At 73.3% G+C, this 16,846-nt stretch carries 16 protein-coding genes; 9 read left to right on the forward strand and 7 right to left on the reverse strand.

From position 1 onward, the window contains the following. Window positions 1-31 precede the first annotated feature (31 nt). Entirely contained in the window at window positions 32-1,081 is a 1,050-nt protein-coding gene (locus AAFN69_RS14240) for a DUF6397 family protein (RefSeq protein WP_347728818.1), read from the forward strand. 139 nt (window positions 1,082-1,220) lie between these two features. On the opposite strand, the gene AAFN69_RS14245 is transcribed toward AAFN69_RS14240, so the two are convergent. Then, window positions 1,221-1,511 carry a hypothetical protein gene (locus AAFN69_RS14245; RefSeq protein ID WP_347728819.1) on the reverse strand — a complete coding sequence of 97 codons (291 nt, stop codon included), beginning with the start codon at window positions 1,509-1,511 and terminating at the stop codon, window positions 1,221-1,223. 373 nt (window positions 1,512-1,884) lie between these two features. Between AAFN69_RS14245 and tdh the strand changes: the two genes are divergently transcribed. The 3 genes from tdh (at window position 1,885) to AAFN69_RS14260 (ending at window position 5,266) form a co-directional block, all read left to right on the forward strand. Further along, on the forward strand, window positions 1,885-2,913 hold the full coding sequence (gene tdh, locus AAFN69_RS14250; protein WP_347728820.1) for an L-threonine 3-dehydrogenase: 1,029 nt from the start codon (window positions 1,885-1,887) through the stop codon (window positions 2,911-2,913). Between the two features lie 88 nt (window positions 2,914-3,001). Continuing rightward, window positions 3,002-4,183 (forward strand): glycine C-acetyltransferase, encoded by a 1,182-nt coding sequence (locus tag AAFN69_RS14255; RefSeq protein WP_347728821.1) that lies wholly within the window; start codon window positions 3,002-3,004, stop codon window positions 4,181-4,183. A gap of 168 nt (window positions 4,184-4,351) precedes the next feature. Then, the gene (locus tag AAFN69_RS14260) at window positions 4,352-5,266 is read left to right on the forward strand and encodes a LysR family transcriptional regulator (protein WP_347728822.1); all 915 of its coding nucleotides are present in this window, start codon (window positions 4,352-4,354) and stop codon (window positions 5,264-5,266) included. Window positions 5,267-5,502: 236 nt separating this feature from the next. On the opposite strand, the gene AAFN69_RS14265 is transcribed toward AAFN69_RS14260, so the two are convergent. The 3 genes from AAFN69_RS14265 to AAFN69_RS14275 form a co-directional block, all read right to left on the reverse strand. Beyond that, complete coding sequence (locus AAFN69_RS14265; protein ID WP_347728823.1) at window positions 5,503-7,617, reverse strand: regulator; 2,115 nt, start codon at window positions 7,615-7,617, stop codon at window positions 5,503-5,505. A gap of 69 nt (window positions 7,618-7,686) precedes the next feature. Next, window positions 7,687-8,199 (reverse strand): SRPBCC family protein, encoded by a 513-nt coding sequence (locus AAFN69_RS14270; RefSeq protein WP_347728824.1) that lies wholly within the window; start codon window positions 8,197-8,199, stop codon window positions 7,687-7,689. A 405-nt stretch (window positions 8,200-8,604) separates the two neighbouring features. Beyond that, window positions 8,605-9,348 (reverse strand): hypothetical protein, encoded by a 744-nt coding sequence (locus tag AAFN69_RS14275; protein WP_347728825.1) that lies wholly within the window; start codon window positions 9,346-9,348, stop codon window positions 8,605-8,607. Window positions 9,349-9,587: 239 nt separating this feature from the next. Here AAFN69_RS14275 and AAFN69_RS14280 point away from each other — a divergent pair, with 239 nt between their 5' ends. Further along, the gene (locus AAFN69_RS14280) at window positions 9,588-10,385 is read left to right on the forward strand and encodes a hypothetical protein (RefSeq protein WP_347728826.1); all 798 of its coding nucleotides are present in this window, start codon (window positions 9,588-9,590) and stop codon (window positions 10,383-10,385) included. Window positions 10,386-10,452: 67 nt separating this feature from the next. Continuing rightward, a complete protein-coding gene (locus AAFN69_RS14285) occupies window positions 10,453-10,899 on the forward strand; it encodes an SPW repeat protein (RefSeq protein WP_347728827.1) in 447 nt (148 codons plus the stop codon). Between the two features lie 228 nt (window positions 10,900-11,127). Here the strand turns inward: AAFN69_RS14285 and AAFN69_RS14290 are convergent, their stop codons facing one another. The 3 genes from AAFN69_RS14290 to AAFN69_RS14300 form a co-directional block, all read right to left on the reverse strand. Further along, complete coding sequence (locus AAFN69_RS14290) at window positions 11,128-11,574, reverse strand: SRPBCC family protein (RefSeq protein WP_347728828.1); 447 nt, start codon at window positions 11,572-11,574, stop codon at window positions 11,128-11,130. A 192-nt stretch (window positions 11,575-11,766) separates the two neighbouring features. Continuing rightward, window positions 11,767-12,501, reverse strand: a complete 735-nt coding sequence (locus AAFN69_RS14295) for a DUF2470 domain-containing protein (RefSeq protein ID WP_347728829.1) — start codon at window positions 12,499-12,501, stop codon at window positions 11,767-11,769. A gap of 215 nt (window positions 12,502-12,716) precedes the next feature. Next, a complete protein-coding gene (locus AAFN69_RS14300; protein ID WP_347728830.1) occupies window positions 12,717-12,983 on the reverse strand; it encodes a DUF6296 family protein in 267 nt (88 codons plus the stop codon). A gap of 268 nt (window positions 12,984-13,251) precedes the next feature. Here AAFN69_RS14300 and AAFN69_RS14305 point away from each other — a divergent pair, with 268 nt between their 5' ends. The 3 genes from AAFN69_RS14305 (at window position 13,252) to AAFN69_RS14315 (ending at window position 16,845) form a co-directional block, all read left to right on the forward strand. Further along, window positions 13,252-13,425, forward strand: a complete 174-nt coding sequence (locus tag AAFN69_RS14305) for a hypothetical protein (RefSeq protein ID WP_347728831.1) — start codon at window positions 13,252-13,254, stop codon at window positions 13,423-13,425. Window positions 13,426-13,449: 24 nt separating this feature from the next. Further along, window positions 13,450-15,969 carry an FxsB family cyclophane-forming radical SAM/SPASM peptide maturase gene (locus tag AAFN69_RS14310; protein WP_347728832.1) on the forward strand — a complete coding sequence of 840 codons (2,520 nt, stop codon included), beginning with the start codon at window positions 13,450-13,452 and terminating at the stop codon, window positions 15,967-15,969. A 219-nt stretch (window positions 15,970-16,188) separates the two neighbouring features. Continuing rightward, window positions 16,189-16,845, forward strand: coding sequence for a TIR-like protein FxsC (locus tag AAFN69_RS14315; RefSeq protein WP_347728833.1), 657 nt, complete (start codon window positions 16,189-16,191; stop codon window positions 16,843-16,845). Window position 16,846 lies beyond the last annotated feature (1 nt).

Genomic DNA, 16,846 nt, shown 5'->3' on the forward strand with positions numbered 1-16,846 from the left:
AGAGTATTCGTGACTCGCGGGGGAGACCGTTATGGCAGTACAGGAACACATGGGGCGTGCAGCGGATGCGCGCATGGCGGGCAGCCGCACGATGACTCCGGCTGCGGCCGCTCGGCTGCTGGGGCTGAAGCAGGCCGAATTCGATCTCGCGGTTCAGCTGGGACACCTCGAATCCGCACCCGCCGCCCACGGCGGCCCGTGGCTGGTGCCCGGCGGACAGATCCAGCGGCTGTGCGACACGGCCGGTGCGGTGAGCGACCTGCGCGAGCAGGTGCGGACGGTGGGCTCGGCGGACGGGGCGCGGCTCCTCGGCGTAGGCCCGGAGCGTTTCACCCGGCTCGCCCGGGCCGGGTGTCTCACCCCCGTCAGTTTCCATGTCAACCGCTACCACGCCGTCGTCTGGCGCTATGTGGCCGTGGAGCTGAGCGAATTCGCCCGGCGCCGCCCGGAGCTGCTCAGCGGCAGAACGCCACCGGTGATGCGGGCCCTGCTCGGCGAAGGGGAGGACCGCAGGGCCGCGAACTGGCGGTCCCGGCGGGTGGAGCTGCTTCTGCGTGTGCTGGACGAGCCCTGGGAGCGGGCAGCGGTCATCGCCACCGCGCTCGACTCCGCCTCGCTGGCCGAAGCGGTGCCCGACGCGCGCGAACGGCACTGCCTGAGAGTTCGGGCACCCGAGTTCTCGGCCGTTCGCCCCCTGACTCCGGGCGCGGGAGAGGTGGTGGCACGGCTGCTGCTGGCGGATGATCCGGCCGAGATTCTGCGGTACCGCTCACGACTGGTTTCCGCCGTGCTCGACGCCAGGGAGGAGTGTCCCGCGCTCTGGCCGGGGGAGCCGGCGGGGACATCCGGGGCGGCGTGGGGTGAGACGGGTCCGGTACCGGCCGGCCGGTACCGCTCGGAAGGAGAGCCGGGGCGGTCCGGTGGCGCGGGGGCCGCCGGGCCCGCCGCCGAGCGGGGTGGTCCACCGGCCGCCGAGGGTGACAGCGGGCCGGCCGCACCGGGGCGCACCGCTCGGGGAGGCTTCTGGGGCTCGCTGCTCACCAGGGTGCCGTTCAGGAGGGCCGGAGCGGATGACGACTGACCATTCCGCCTCCGTGCCGGAGGAAGCGGGTGGGGGACGCTCCCACGGGCCGGCGCCCGCCCGCCGGCCGGGGGCCGGGCGCTCCGCCGGTGCTCCCGTGAGAACCCTGCCGGGGCCGGGGGAGTGGCCGCCGGGAAGGTCAGGAGGCTTCGTACGGCACGCCGGGGACCGTGGCGCCGCCGCCGTCCTCGACCGCCTGCACCACCGCCTGGTGCAGGGTGCGGCTGTCCTCCTCGGACCGGCAGGGTGTCGGGCTGCCGGCCATCGTGAACCAGTCGGAAGCACCGCTGTACTGGACGGCGACCCGTGCCTCGCCGGCCGCCCAGGTGGTGTGCACGGTCAGGTCCCCGCTCAGAATGCCGACCTCCACGGTGAGCACTCCGCCGCTCCCGGAGTACACGCCGGTGGTCGTCCACGATGCCCAGCTCATCCTCCCAGGCTCGCACCGAGGGGCCGGATACGCGACTGATGTGCGGGAGCTTTCCGGGCCCGCCCGCCCGACCTGCCCGGTGTCCGTGCCCGCCCGGCCGTGCGCATCTCCCGTCCCGCCCGGCCGGGCTCCCCTCCCGCGGGCCCGCCCGTCTCCGGGCCGGGAGGCCGGTGCGCCGCTCGCCGCACGGTCCGCGTGAAGCTGCGCTGTGGGACCGCTTAAGAAATCCTCGATGGACTGGGGGCTCCGCACTGGGCAGATTGGTACACGATCATTGACCGACCCCGTGGTGATTTGCGGTTATTACCGCAACTGTCACAGTGTGATCGTATTCTCCGTTGTCCATACATCGCTTTGCCCTGGAGCATCCCTGATGAAGGCGCTTGTCAAGCAGCACGCCGAGCCCGGCCTGTGGCTCATGGATGTGCCGGAGCCCGAAACCGGACCGGGCGATGTGCTGATCAAGGTGCTCCGCACCGGGATCTGCGGGACGGATCTGCACATCCGTTCCTGGGACGCGTGGGCGCGGCAGGCCGTCACCACTCCCCGGATTCTCGGCCACGAGTTCGTCGGCGAGGTCGTGTCCGTGGGGCGGGACACCCAGGACATCGCGGTGGGTGACACGGTGAGCGGTGAGGGGCATCTCGTCTGCGGGAAGTGCCGGAACTGCCTGGCGGGGCGCCGTCATCTCTGTCGCAGCACCATCGGCCTCGGTGTCGGCCGGGACGGAGCGTTCGCGGAGTACGTCGCCCTGCCCGCGTCCAATGTGTGGGTGCACCGCACCCGGGTGGACCTGGACATCGCCGCGATCTTCGACCCATTCGGGAACGCCGTGCACACGGCGCTCTCCTTCCCCCTGGTCGGCGAGGATGTGCTGATCACCGGCGCGGGCCCGATCGGCATCATGGCGGCGGCCGTCGCCCGCCACGCCGGTGCGCGCAATGTCGTGATCACCGATGTGAGCGAGGAGCGGCTGGAGATCGCCCGCAAGGCCGGGGCCACCCTCGCGCTCAACGTCTCCGATCAGGGAATCGCCGAGGCGCAGCGCCTGCTGGGGCTCAAGGAGGGCTTCGACATCGGTCTGGAGATGTCCGGCCGCCCCGAGGCCATGCGGGACATGGTCGACAACATGACCCACGGCGGCCGGATCGCCATGCTGGGACTGCCGGCGGCGGAGTTCGCCGTCGACTGGGCACGCGTCGTCACCTCGATGATCACGATCAAGGGCATCTACGGGCGCGAGATGTACGAGACCTGGTACGCCATGACAGTGCTGCTGGAGGGGGGACTCGACCTCAGCCCCGTGATCACCGGAAGCTATGGACACCGGGACTTCGAGGCGGCCTTCGACGAGGCCGCGACCGCACGCAGCGGCAAGATCATTCTTGACTGGACACGGTAGCCGGTTCCGCCGGACGAGCCGCTCAGCCGCGCCCCGGACACCGCCCGCCCGCCACTTCGCAGCCAGCCACTTCAAGGGAGCACCTTTCATGTACGCGTCCGTGCGCGACGAACTCCGCACCACTCTCGACGAGATCCGCGCGGCCGGTCTCCACAAGCCCGAGCGCGTCATCGGCACTCCGCAGAGCGCCACCGTCTCCGTCGCCTCCGGAGAGGTGCTCAACTTCTGCGCCAACAACTACCTCGGTCTGGCCGACCACCCGGAGATCATCTCGGCCGCCAAGGAAGCCCTGGACCGCTGGGGTTACGGCATGGCCTCCGTGCGTTTCATCTGCGGCACCCAGGATGTGCACAAGGAGCTCGAGGCACGGCTCTCCGCCTTCCTCGGCCAGGAGGACACGATCCTCTACTCCTCCTGTTTCGACGCCAACGGCGGAGTCTTCGAGACCCTGCTCGGCCCGGAGGACGCGGTCATCTCCGACGCGCTCAACCACGCCTCCATCATCGACGGCATCCGCCTCTCCAAGGCCCGCCGGCACCGCTACGCCAATCGCGACCTCGCCGATCTGGAGAAGCAGCTCAAGGAGACACAGGACGCCCGCCGCCGCCTCGTCGTCACCGACGGTGTCTTCTCCATGGACGGCTATGTCGCGCCCCTCGCCGAGATCTGTGACCTCGCCGACCGCTATGACGCGATGGTCATGGTGGACGACTCGCACGCCGTCGGGTTCGTCGGCCCCGGAGGGCGCGGTACGCCGGAACTGGCCGGGGTCATGGACCGGGTCGACATCATCACCGGCACCCTCGGCAAGGCGCTCGGCGGAGCCTCGGGCGGCTATGTCGCCGCGCGGGCGGAGATCGTCGCTCTGCTCCGGCAGCGCTCCCGCCCGTATCTGTTCTCGAACTCCCTCGCTCCGGTCATCGCCGCGGCCTCGCTGACCGTTCTCGACCTCCTGGAGTCGGCCGGTGACCTGCGGCAGCGGCTGCGGGAGAACACCGCCCTCTTCCGTGCCCGGATGACCGAGGCGGGCTTCGAGATCCTGCCGGGTGATCACCCCATCGCCCCGGTCATGATCGGTGACGCGGCGGAAGCCGCCCGGATGGCCGAGCTGCTGCTGGAGCGCGGTGTCTATGTGATCGGCTTCTCCTACCCCGTCGTCCCGATGGGCCAGGCCCGGATCCGGGTGCAGCTGTCGGCGGCGCACTCCACCGAGGACGTCGAGCGGGCCGTGGCCGCGTTCATCGACGCCCGCCGGGCACTGCGGGACTGATCCCGGCGTCCCCGGGCGGCACCGGCACCGGTCCCGGCCGGTGCCGCCTCCCGGGCACCGGTGTCCGGCCCGCACCGGCACCGATGTCCGGTCCGGACCGCCACCGATGTCCGGTCCGGGCCGGGACCGGGCGGCCCGTACCGGGGGACGAGCTGGCAGGATGGCCGGGTGATCGACCCCCGACGGCTGCGCATTCTGCGAGCCGTGGCGGACCACCGTACGGTGACCGCCGCGGCCTCCGCTCTGTACCTCACCCCCTCGGCCGTCTCCCAGCAGCTCAGCGCACTGGAGCAGGAGACCGGCCATGTACTGCTGATCCGCGGCGGCAGAGGAGTACGGCTCACCGCCGCGGGAGAGATCCTGCTCGGCCACACCCATTCCGTCCTCGCCCAGCTGGAGCTGGCCGAGGCGGAGCTCGCCGCCTACGCGGGCGGCACGGCCGGCGAGGTGACCGTGGCGGCGTTCGCCACCGGGATCGCCGAGGTCGTCGCACCGGCGGCCGGCCTCCTCGCCGCCGGGCATCCGGACATCCGCCTCCGGGTGCGCGACGCGGAGGGGGACGAGAGTCTGCCGCTGGTCCTCGGCGGCGAGGCCGACCTGGCCGTCGCGGTCGAGTACCGGGGCGCACCGGGCGAGGACGATCCGCGGCTCTCCCGGGTCCCTCTCTACGCCGAGACCTTCGACGCCGTCCTGCCCGCCGGCCACCCCCTCGCCGCGGCCGGCCGGGTCGCACTCGCCGAGCTGGCCGAGAGCGACTGGATCGGCCCCTACCCGGGAAATCCCTGCCACGACATGGTGCTGCTGGCCTGCGAGCTCGCCGGATTCCAGCCGCGTCTGGTGCACTCCTCCGACGACTTCCGGGCGGTGGTCGCCCTCGCCGGCGCGGGTGCCGGCGTGGCGCTGGTCCCCCGCTCGGCACTGCGCGGAATGGAGCTGGGGGACACCGTCGTCCGGCCGGTGTCCGGCCCGGCCGCCACCCGGCGGGTCTTCGCCGCGGTACGGCGGGGGGCCGAACGGCACCCCCTGATCAGTCCGGTGCTCGAAGCGCTGGCGAAGGCCGCGGCGGGCCTCTCCACCGGCTGACCCCACCCAAGCCGGGCCCCGCCCCCGCGCGAGCCCGGCCGGACTCCGGGCCCGGCCGGACTCCTGACCGGCCGGTTCCGCACCACTCCCGCGCCGCCGTTACCACTGCCGTCCCCGGCCGCCCGCCCCGGTACGGCCTCGCCGGCGTCTCCCGAACCCCCCGCTGTCCAGCGGGCCCTTCCGCCTGGGCCCGGGGCGGTGTGAACCCCCGTCCGCGCGGGCCGCGGGCCGGCGGCTCAGCCGGTCGGGGGCACCAGCGCGGCCTTCAGCCCCGTGTCCAGGTCCAGACCGGCGCCGCGCCGGAAGGCAGCCTCGTACACCGCGTCACCGACGCCGTCCCGGGCGGCGCGCTCGCACTGCTCGCGCACCCCGGCCAGTTCGGGGGTGCCGCGCTGCGGGTGTCCGACCGTGCTCCAGAATGCCTGGCCGGTGCCGTACACCAGACCGGCGCGTTCGCCGTCCCCCGCCGCCGCGACGGCGGCGGCCAGCACGTCGAGACCGAGCGCGATGCCGAAGCTGTCGCCGATGCCCTGTTTGCATGCGAGCATCGCCCGGGCATGCTCGGCGGCGTCCAGCGGCTCCCCCGCGAAGAGCGCGATCAGACAGAGCTGGTAGTCGAGGTACGCCCGGGTCCACGACTCGCCGCGGTCCACGCACCCCCGGCGCAGCCACAGAGCGCGCTTCCGCGCCTCGGGCAGCCGGCCCAGACCGGTGAGGGCGAAGACCCGGACCAGATGGCAGCGGAGCCGGCCGGGGGAGTCGAAGGGGCTGCCCGGCGCCGCGTCCAGCGCGTCGGCCGCCATGCGGTCCGCCTCCGCCGCACGCCCCTTCAGCAGTGCGATGAGCCCGCTCAGATACGCGGCCTCCAGCGTGCCCTCGGGCTCCGCGTCCCGTGCCGCGGAAAGGGTGCAGGCGTCGCTGATCCGCTGCGCCCGCTCGTACTCGCCCTGGAGGGTGACCGTGACTCCGAGGGCCCACAGTGCCCGGGTGCGATCGGGCCCGCTGTCCGGCCCCGCGTCGAGCGCCTGTCCGAGGTAGTCGCGTGCCTCGTGCAGATGTCCGCAGCAACTCCAGAAGAAGCCGATCAGTCCCACCAGCCGCAGCGCCCGCGCGGGTGCCGAGATCAGCAGATGATCGAGAGCGGTGCACAGATTGGTGTGCGCCTCACCCACCATGCGGTACCAGTGCGCCTGTTCGGAACCGAGCCAGCCGTCCGCCGCCCGGCGCGCGAACTCCAGGAAGTGCTCCGCATGCCGGTCGGCGACCGCGTTCTCCTCCGCCAGCTCGCGCAGCCACAATCCCCCGTACTCCCGGATCGTGTCGAGCATCCGGTAGCGGATCCCGGTGCCGCCCATCGCCTTGTACGCCTTGAGCACCGACACGTCCACGAGCCGGTCGAGCAGCGGCCCGATCATCTCTGCACCGAGCGGTCCGCCCGCGCACACGGCCCGCGCGCTCATCTCGTCGAAGTCGCCGCGGAAGACGGTGAGGCGGGCCCACAGCAGCCGTTCGAGCGGGGCGCACAGTTCGTGACTCCACCCGATCGTGGTACGCATCGCCCGGTGCCGGTCCGGCTTCACCCGGGCGCCGGCATCCGCCAGAAGCACATCGAAACGGTCATCGAGCCGTACGGCGACCTCCGCCACACTCGTCCGCCCGGCCTGCGCGGCGGCCAGCTCCAGGGCCAGGGGAATGCCTTCGAGCCGGCGGCAGATCCAGGCCGCCCCCGCACTTCCGGCCACTCCCGGGTCCCCGCCCGCCCCCTCCGCCCTGCCGTCCGCCGCCTCTGTTCGGCCGTCCGCCGCCGCGCCCGGTTCGTCCCCGCGGGCGGCGGCGAGCCGCCGGGTGAAGAGCTCCAGCGCGTCGGGACCGTCCGCGCGCAGCGGCTCCACCTCGGTCAGCCGCTCGGCGGCGAGCCCCAGCGGCTCTCTGCTGGTGGCCAGGACGGTCAGCCCGGGGACGACCGTCAGCAGATCGCCCACCAGCGCACGGCAGGGGGCCACCAGATGCTCGCAGGAGTCCAGCACCAGCAGTATTTTCTTCTCCGCGAGCCACTCGCACAGCGCGTCCACCGGCATCCGCGGTGTGTGATCCCACAGATCGCAGGCGTCCGACACGGTGGCGAGCAGCAGCCGGTCACCGTGGAGGGACGACAGATCCGCCCAGGCCACACCGTCGCGGAAGGCGGGCACCGCCTGCCGCGCCGCCCGCAGGGCCAGCCGGGACTTGCCCACACCGCCGCTGCCCACCAGAGTGATCAGCCGGTCCTGCGCCAACGCCCGCTTCAGCCCGGACAGTTCACGCTTCCGCCCCACGAAGCCGGCCGAGTCCTCGGGAAGGTTGCCCACCACCCGCACAGTCTGGCGTACGCGCGGACCTCCCCGGACCGCGGGCCCCGTCTCCCCTTCTCTCCTCTCCTCTCAGGACGCGGTGGACGCCGTTTCCATCGCCGCCTTCAGATTGCGCAGCGTGCGCCGGATGTTCCCGCGCTGGAACTCGGCGAAGGTGTGACCACGGGTGGCCACCCGGTCGAATGTGTTGGCGAGGGCGTCCGGCCAGGTCCGCCGGTCGTCCCGCCAGGTCTCCGTCACCCTGGTCCCGCCCGCGACGGCGTCGAACCGGTACTCCCAGGTGGCGATGCGCCCCCGTACGACCGGACGGCGCCTGCCGATGGCATGCACCCGGAAGGCGAAACGCTGCCCCGGGTCCGCGGCCGTCACCGTGCACCGGGTGGTCCAGCGCAGCACCCCCCGCTTGTTGTGACCGACGAACTCCATGCCCACGTACGCGCCCCGCGCACCGGTGTCCACCGTCGCGCCCAGATTCTCCGGACTCCAGCGGCCCATCCTGGCCGGATTGCTGACCTGCTCGTAAATCGCCGACGGCGGGGCCTGGATGATGATGCAGTCCGAGACCGCCAGGGTGCGTGGCATGGGGTACGACTCCGATCGGTTGAGTTCGAGGCCGTACGGGACCCCCGCCCCCGGTTCGGGGGCCGGTTCCGCGCCCCGGGGCAGCCGCCGGTCCCGGCGCGCCGCCACCGCCTCCTACCGGGTGTTCTTCCCGCCAGGGGCGGCGGAATCGCGCCGCGGGCACCGGACATTGCGGGAAGCGGGCAGAAATCTCGCGGGAGTCGCCGCAATAGGAGGTTCCGCGCTCCGGCGGGGAGCGGTCCCCGCCGGTCCCGGCCGTGCTGCCAACGTCTGCCGGAAGCCGGAAGCCGGAAGCCGGAAGCCGGAAGCCGGAAGCCGGAAGCCGGAAGCCGGGCCGCCGTCGGCCACCGCCCGGGAGCCGGGGTGTTCCCGGCCGTACCCGGGCGGCGGCCCGCCGCTCTCGGGTCAGCGCGGTGCTCCGGTGAGCGGGACGGAGACGGTGAAGGCGGGTACCGGTGCGGAGCCCGGAGCGGCGCCGGACGCCGTGAGTGCCTGGAGGAGCGAGGCGTCCGTCGCGGGCGCTGCCCCCGGGGTTCCGGTGGCGGTCGACAGGCCGGGCAGCTGAGCGGCTCCCGTCGATCCGGGGGCCTCGGCGAGGCCGGAGAGCCCGGGGATGCCCGAGAGTCCGGGAACGCCCGTGACACCGGACAGCCCGGGGATCTGCGGAGCGGACGCTCCGGTCGCCGGCCCGGCCGGGGCCTGCGCCGGGTCCGCGACCGTCCCCGGCAGCCCGCCGGCGGTGAGCGAACCGGGTGCGGGAAGTGCCGCCAGAATCGCCTGGATCCGTGCCATGGTCGCGGCCATGTCGGTGTCCTCGGCCGCGCCGCCCGCCGGTGTGGCAGGTGCGCTCCCCGCCGGAGCGATGCCACCGCCCGCCAGCAGCTGGGCCAGTGCCGCCTGGAGCGCTGCGGCCGACGCGTCGCTCTGGGGTGTGTCCCCATCGGCCCGCGCCTCCAGCGCGGTGAGCGCGGCCCGCAGGCCCTCGGCCGTCACCGGGCCGGCCGTGCCGTCCGCCCGGGGAGCAGCGGAGGCGGGTGCCCCGGCGGTCGCGGCGGAGGGGAGAGCCGTGGCGGGACCGGCCATGGCGAGGGACAGGCCGGCACAGAGCGCGGATGGCACAAGAGCACGGTGGAGCGGCGCGAAACGCATGGAGGGGTTCCTTCCGGTAATCGGGACGGGTCTCGCACTCACCGTGTGAACACCGCCCATGCCCCGCAACCGCGCCGCCCGGCGGCAGTCGGCGGCACCGGTTGCGTACCACCCTCTGACCAGCACGGACCCTTCGGGCAACCGCGCCGGGCACAGGTGGTGCGTCCGGGGGACCGATGCGCCCGGACGGCCGGGGAAAGTCGGGTGCGGACCGATGAAGCCGTCCATAGGGTCATCTGATGACCAGTTTTGCGACGCACCGTCAGCGCGTCCATGACACGGACCGCTCGGCTCGGGCCCGGCATGCGGCGCTGCGCACCTGTGTGGTGAGCTTCGCGCCGTACGGATTCCGGGCCACGTACCACCATCTGTGTCACAGCGCGGGGATCCCGTCCGACCCGGAAGCCGATCCGGACTCGCTGGTGCGGGCGGTGGAGGAGCTCGACGCGGCGCGCCGGCTCTGGCGTGCCGATGAGGCCGCCCATGGGGAACGCCGCGTACGGGAGAAGGCGCTCGGCCGCCGCGCGGTCGTGCCGGACGGCGGCTGGCGGGACCAGCCGGGACCCTGGCTCGCCTTCTGCCCCGACCCGGAGTTCCATCCGGCCGAGCCGCTCCCGGTCGTGGTCGCACGGGTACTGGCTTCCTTTGTGCCGCCCGGGCCGGACGCGGAGGTGTGCCGGGTGTGCGGCGGTGCCGGCGGCACGACCCGCTGGAGGGACGGCCACCTGGTGAACCGGCTGTGCGCGCGGTGCGGAGTGCGGATCCGCGCCGACGGAGCCGAGGCGGCCCCCGCGGTCGCTGCGGCCAGGGAGAAACGGTGGAAGGAGATCTGGTCGGCCAAGGGCGGCCGGGAGCCCGGCGCCCCGCCGCTCCCCGAGCTGCCGCCCCGCGCCCCGCCGCCCGAGCGACCCGCCACCCCACGGCCCCGCTGCGAGCTGCCGAAACGCAACAGAGGCCGCAGAAGCGACCAGAAGGCAGATAAACGGAAGAAGTTGGTCCATATCACTACCGATAAGGAAAAGATAAGAGCAAAATGAAAGGGCGCGGTGTCATGCCGCGCGACGCGGTCCGACTTGCAGCGCACAGCAGAGGAGGCGAGTCGACATGGCCGACATATCGCACAGGGGAGACCTGGCGGACCATCCCGACGTCACGGAGATGCGGGACCGCTATGCCCGTGTACTCGGCGGACGGGACGTACCACTGGTGGACGGCCCGGTCTTTCTGGTCGGACTCGCATGCGCGGTGTCCCCGTGGATCGTTCACTTCTCGGGCAGTCAGCCCGCCCTCGCGACCCACAATCTGATCATGGGTGTCGCGATCGTGGTGCTCGCCCTCGGTTTCACCGTCACACCGGCACGCATGTACGGCCTGAGCTGGGCCATGTGCGCCATCGGCGCGTGGCTGGTCGTCGCGCCCTGGATCGTGGGCAGCGGCCCGGACAAGGGTGTCATCTGGACCAACGCGGTCCTGGGCGGTCTCACCTTCCTGCTGGGGCTGGTGTGCACGGTCGCGGCGATGAGGAGCGGCCGGAGCGGACGCGGCGGCTGAGCGGGCCGCACCCGGCGGCACTCGCCTCGCGAGAACACGCTCCGAACACGTCCCGAACACGTCCCGAACACGACCCTCGTGAGAACCGGCCCGGCGGTGGTGCCGGGACCGGGAGCCGGACCGGCGGCCATCGGGCCGCCGCGTCCGGCGGCGGAGCACCGGTCATCCGCCGGCGGCTCCCCCGCGCATGGGGATACGGGCGGCTCCGCGCGTCCTGCGCCGCCGCGGCTATGACGCTTCGACAGCCGCTTTGATGCGCAGGCCGAAGGCGGCCGAGTCCTTGCGCGCCGCTCTCAGCGCGAAGCCGGTGAGCAGCCGGCCGATTCCGTGGCCGCGGAGGATGTTGAAGATGCGCACCCGGGTGCCGCCGGTCCCCGTCGGCTCCAGGTCGTAGCCGCCCTCCTCCGCGGTGACCAGGTTCTTGGAGATCTCGTTCCAGCGGATCCTGGTGGGCGCGTCGAACGCGCTGATGCGGAAGGAGCGCCGGGTGGTGAGACCCGCGTCCTTGACCGTGCTGGTGTAGACGGTGCCGACGCCGGGCGGACCCTCGGTGGTCTTCTCGATCCTGATGACCCGGGGACTGAACTTCGGGTCGTTCTCGCCGTCGGCGAGAAAGGCGAACACTTCCCCGACGGGTCGGTCGATCTCCACAATCGCCTCGAACAAACCGGCCATCAATCCTCCAGCTCAGTCACACTGACGTGATCGCGTGCTCCGGGCCGGGGCGGATCATGCCGTGGACCCCTGGCCCGACGGCATTCTCCCAGCCGGAGCGGGTGTCGTCATGGTGATCGCGGGAGGCCGGGTCCATTCGGACCCGTGCCGCGGGCGCGCGGTGACCCCGCGGGGACTCGCGCCGCGGGCGGATCAGGAGTCGCTCAGCAGCCAGTTCCGGGGGGAGCGGTGGCGGGCCGTGTCCAGCAGGGCGTGAATGCGCACCCCCGCCTGGTCGGCGTCCCTGACGGGGGAGGGGAAGGCGAGCCGGGTGTCCTCGTGCCCGTCCGTGTATTCGAGGCGCAGGGTGATGCCGTAGCGGTCGATGGCGAGTGGCAGCGCGCGCCGCACGCCCTGGGTGACCCGGGGCTTCACCAGCCGCAGCAGCAGATCCACGATGTCGCCGTGGTCGTCGACGAGATGGGTGAGCATCCCGGCCTCGCACCCGGCCAGCGGGTCGGTCTCGGCCTCCATCAGTTCGCCCAGGCCGACGGTCGTCCGCGCTCCCGCCGTGTCCAGGACCGCATGGGAGAACTCCATGCAGCGGCTGCCCTCGGGTGTTCCGTGCCCGTCGTCCGCCGCCGCCGACAGCCAGCCGGCCAGCATCACCCGACCCCGGACCCGGTCGCGGACCGGGGTGGGGGCGATGTCGGTGAATTCCAGCGTCGCCCGGACGGGTCCGTCGCCGGCGTGGTCCGCCTCCTCCCAGCTCCGGGCGAGGGCGGGGTGCAGATGGATGTGCTCGGTCACACCGGGACCGTCCAGACGGGACACCTCGGTGCGCCCCTCGTCGGTGACGACGGTCATCGAGTCGGCCGCCATCAGGATGGACCGGATGCGTTCCGCGCTCGTCGGCTGTGCGGGGGTGGCGTTGAACAGGCGGCGCATCCGGGTCTCCACACATCGAGAGGAAAACAGCGAAGGAACTTAGGCTTGCCTAACCTAAGCCCGAACTGCTCTCCGAGCCAAGCCCATGGCGCCCGCCCGCCCCTGAACGAGTGCATCGGCCCGCCATCCGGCCACCGCGACGGCGTTCCCGGACACGCGCCCCGACCGCGGTCCGGACGGCCGAAGCCCGCCCGGACGACGGCCCGCGCTCCTCCTCAGCCGCCGGGCACGGGCGGCTCGCCGGCCGGCTCACGGTCGTCGAGGGGGCGCACCGTCACCGGCAGCCCCGCCGCCTGGTGGGCGCCGCTCGCCAGCATCCGCACCTCGCCCTGCTCGCTGATCTCCGCGCGCACGATGCCGCTCTCGTCCTCGTACACCGGAGAGCCGCCCGCCCCGGCACGTTCGGTGCGCCGCACGACGACCACGTCGTCCTCCGCGCCCGAGGCCGTGAAGGCGAGCTCATAGCGTTCCACGTACGTCATGACTCCTCCCGGCATCCGGCCCGCGGCCGGCTGCCCGTCTCCCTCCGCCCCTCCATTTTCCTCCGCCCGTGCGCCGTCCGCCCGGCGAGGCCGCCGCACTCCACCGCACCCGCCCGGCGAGGCCGCCGCACCGCACCGCACCCGTCCGCCCGGTGGCCGGTATCACCCGAGCGCGGCCCGTGAATTGGCCGGTGGGCGTATTGCCCGCGCGTAGTGGGGCCGTCACGATGAGAGAGCCGACCGGAGCAGGGCAGCCGAGGAGAGCTTCATGGCCAGCGCTGAGCAGCCCATCACGATCCGTGGTCTTCTCCCGGACCACAGCGGGACACCGCTCGACCGGGTGCCCGAGGAGGACCGCGCCGCCGTGCTCGCCCGGGTGGGGTCGGTCGCCGAGGCGGGCTCCGCCTTCCAGTCCTCGGGGTCGGCCCGGCCCGCACCGTAGCGGGCGGGCCGCAGGAGCACGCGCGTGCCCGCGGGGGTCAGGCCCTTCCGGCAGTTCGTGATCAAGGTGCACAGCCGGTGTGATCTGGCCTGTGACCACTGCTATGTGTACCGGCACCCGGACCAGAGCTGGCGGGGCCGGCCGGTCACCATGTCGGACGAGACCTTCCGGCACACCGCCGCCCGGATCGCCGAGCATGCGCTGGCCCACGGTCTGCCCCGGGTCCATGTGGTGCTGCACGGCGGCGAACCCCTGCTGGCCGGACGGGAACGGCTGCGCGGTTTCGCCCGCCGGCTGCGGACCGCCCTCGGCGGTGCCTGCGAGCTCGATCTGCGGATGCAGACCAACGGGCTGCGGCTGGACGAGGAGTTCTGCGCCATGCTCGCCGACGAGTCCATCGTCACCGGTGTCTCCCTCGACGGCGACCGGGCCGCCAATGACCGGCACCGGATCAGAGCCGACGGATCCGGCAGCCATGCGCGGGCGGTGCGCGGCATCCGTCTCCTGGGCGCCCCGGCCCACCGGCGGGCCTTCGGCGGGCTGCTCTGCACCATCGATGTGGAGAACGACCCGGTCATGGTCTACCGCTCGCTCGCCGCCCTGGACCCGCCGGCCATCGACTTCCTGCTGCCGCACGCCACCTGGGACCGGCCGCCGCCGCGACCGCGCGGAGCCGCCGGGTACGCCGACTGGCTGATCGCCGTCCACCGGGCCTGGACCGCCGACGGCCGGCCGGTCCGGATCCGGATGTTCGAGTCGATCACCCGGCTCGCCCATGGCGGAATCAGCCTCACCGAGGCGCTGGGGCTGGGCAGTTCGGATCTGCTGGTGGTGGAGACCGACGGCGCCGTCGAGCAGGCCGACTGGCTGAAGACCGTGGCGCAGGGAGCCCCCGGCACCGGCTTCCACGTGGCCCGCGACAGCTTCGACCTGGCCGCCGGCCATCCGGGCATCCTGGCCCAGCGGCGCGGACTCGACGGGCTGTCGGCGCAGTGCCGGGACTGCCCGGTGGTCGGCGTCTGCGGCGGCGGACTCTACGCCCACCGGTTCCGTACGCCGCCCTCCGCACCGGCCCCGACCGGCTCCGTCTCCGCCGCCCGGCACCCGTCCGCCACTCCCCGTACCCCCTCCTTCGCGCCGGACGCGCCCCCCGTACCCCGTGCCCCCTCCTTCGCGCCGGCCGTCACATCCGAGCCGTGTCCCGCCCCCGACCCGAGCCTTTCCCCCGACTCGCGCCCCGCCCCCAGGGCTCCCGTGCTCCTCCCCATCCCGCGCATCGCCTCCGGGAAACCGGCCGCCCCGCCCCCGGGCGGTTTCGACAACCCCTCCGTCTACTGCGCGGATCTGCTGAAGCTGATCCGGTACGCGACGGCCGCGGAGGCCGGGAGCCCGGCCGCCGCGCTCGGCATGCAGCCCGCCCACTTCGACGCCGTCGCCGCCGGACGGAGCGGCGCGAGCGCCGTGCGCGAGCTGGTACGGGCCCAGCACGGCCTGCGCCGGGTGCTGCTGGCCGCCGCCCACCGTGCCGCCGGGGCGGATCCCGCGCGGGAGACCGCGCCGGGGATGCGGGCGGTCCTCGGCCTCTCGCCCGCCGCCCTGGACATCGCGCTCACGGACCCCTTTCTGCGCCCCTGGGCCCTCGCGGTCTGCGAATCCGGGCCGCCCGACCCCGGCCGCCCCGCCGAGATCGCCCTCTCCGCGGCGGCCCGCGCCGGGGAGCCGCTGACCCTCACCGTCCCGCCGCGGGACGGCACCGTACAACTGCCCGGCCTCGGACGCCTGGTGCTCGCCGGGAGCCCGCCGCCCGCCCCCGTCATCGCCGCGGCGGACGGGCGGCTCACCGTCGACGGCCGCGGACTCGGCGAACTCGCCCCCGGCGTCCGCTGGGAGCCGCTGCGCCATCTGGAGGCGGACGGGCTGCGGGTGGCCCTGGAGGACACCGACCCGTACCGGGAAGCCGGCGCCCCCCGGCTCGACGAGGCCGGACACCGGCGGTGGCAGCGGCTCCTCCGCCGGGCGTGGCAGGTCATCCGCACCCGACACGCCCACCGGGCCGAGGGGATCGCCGCCGGGCTCCGCGCCCTGACCCCGGTCGCCGGTCCGCCCGGACAGCCGCCGGGCCGCGCGTCCCGGCACACCTTCGGGGTGATCGCCACCGCGCTGCCGGCCTCCCCGGAGGAGTTCGCACTGCTGCTGATCCGGGAGTTCCGCCGCTCCGAACTCCTCGCCCTCCAGGACCTGTACGACCTGCTCGGCCCCGGCGGCGGCCGGCACCGCGTCGCCTGGCGCACCGCCCCGCAGCCGCTCGACACCATCCTCCACGAGACCTGCGCCGCACTGGCGGTCGCCGGTGTCTGGGCCGACCGCAGCGGGCCCTGGGCCGGGAGCGGCGGAGCGGAGGCGGCCCGGCTCGCCGCGTCCTGGCGCACCGCCGTCCTCGGCGCGCTGGACGTCCTGGAGACCGAGGGGGCGCCCACCGCCCTGGGCAGCCGGCTGCTGACCGGTATGCGCGCCGAGGCGCGGGCCCTCGGCCCGTCCGGCTGACCCCCACCGGCCCTGTGTGGACGCCGCCCGGACCGGATGAGCGGCCTCCCTACGGCACACGGGCCACTCGCGCCTGCCGCGCCCGTGCCCGTGCGGCATCTCACATCCCCCGGAGGCTGGTACCCGCCCGCCCTTTCGCGTTCCAATGGAGGTCTCAGTGCCGGACCGGGGCCACGATCGCCCGGGACGGCGGATGGTGATCGCGGGGGAGGCGATGCCATGACCCATCCGTTCGCTTCCTCGCAGGCGCTGCCGGTTCATCAGGATCCGTACTTCTTTCTCAGCTACGCCCGCATTCCGTCCACCGAGGAGGAACGCAGCGGAGAACACCCGGACCAGGATCTGGTCGACTTCCACCGCGAGCTGTGCCGTCACATCATGCAGCTCACCGATCACGACGGCAGCGAGCCCCCGGGATTCCTCGACCGCCGGATGGGCATCGGCGCCGACTGGGAGCGCAACCTCAAGGAAGCGCTCGCCACCTGCCAGGTGTTCGTCCCCGTCTACACCAAGCGGTACTTCTCCCGCGAATGGTGCGGCAAGGAGTGGGACGCCTTCGCCCGCCGCCAGGCGCTCCAGCATCTGACCAAGCCGTACACCGTCAACGCCATCGTGCCCGTCCTGTGGCTGAGCCCCGCCCACCTCGACCTGCCGCCGGTGGCCGAGGCCGTCCAGTACATCCATCCGGACCTCGGCGCCTCGTATCTGAAGATGGGGCTGTACGGGCTGCGCGAGGCGGGCTATGCGATCCAGTACCGCAGAGCCGTGTGGGGAATCGCCCAGACCATCGTCAAAGTCGCCCAGCGGGCACGTCTGGAGCCCTGCGACCCGGCGCTCTTCGACGACCTCCGCAATGTCTTTGAGGAGGGACCGTAGG

Source organism: Streptomyces sp. CAU 1734 (genome assembly GCF_039888735.1).
Taxonomy (GTDB): domain Bacteria; phylum Actinomycetota; class Actinomycetes; order Streptomycetales; family Streptomycetaceae; genus Streptomyces.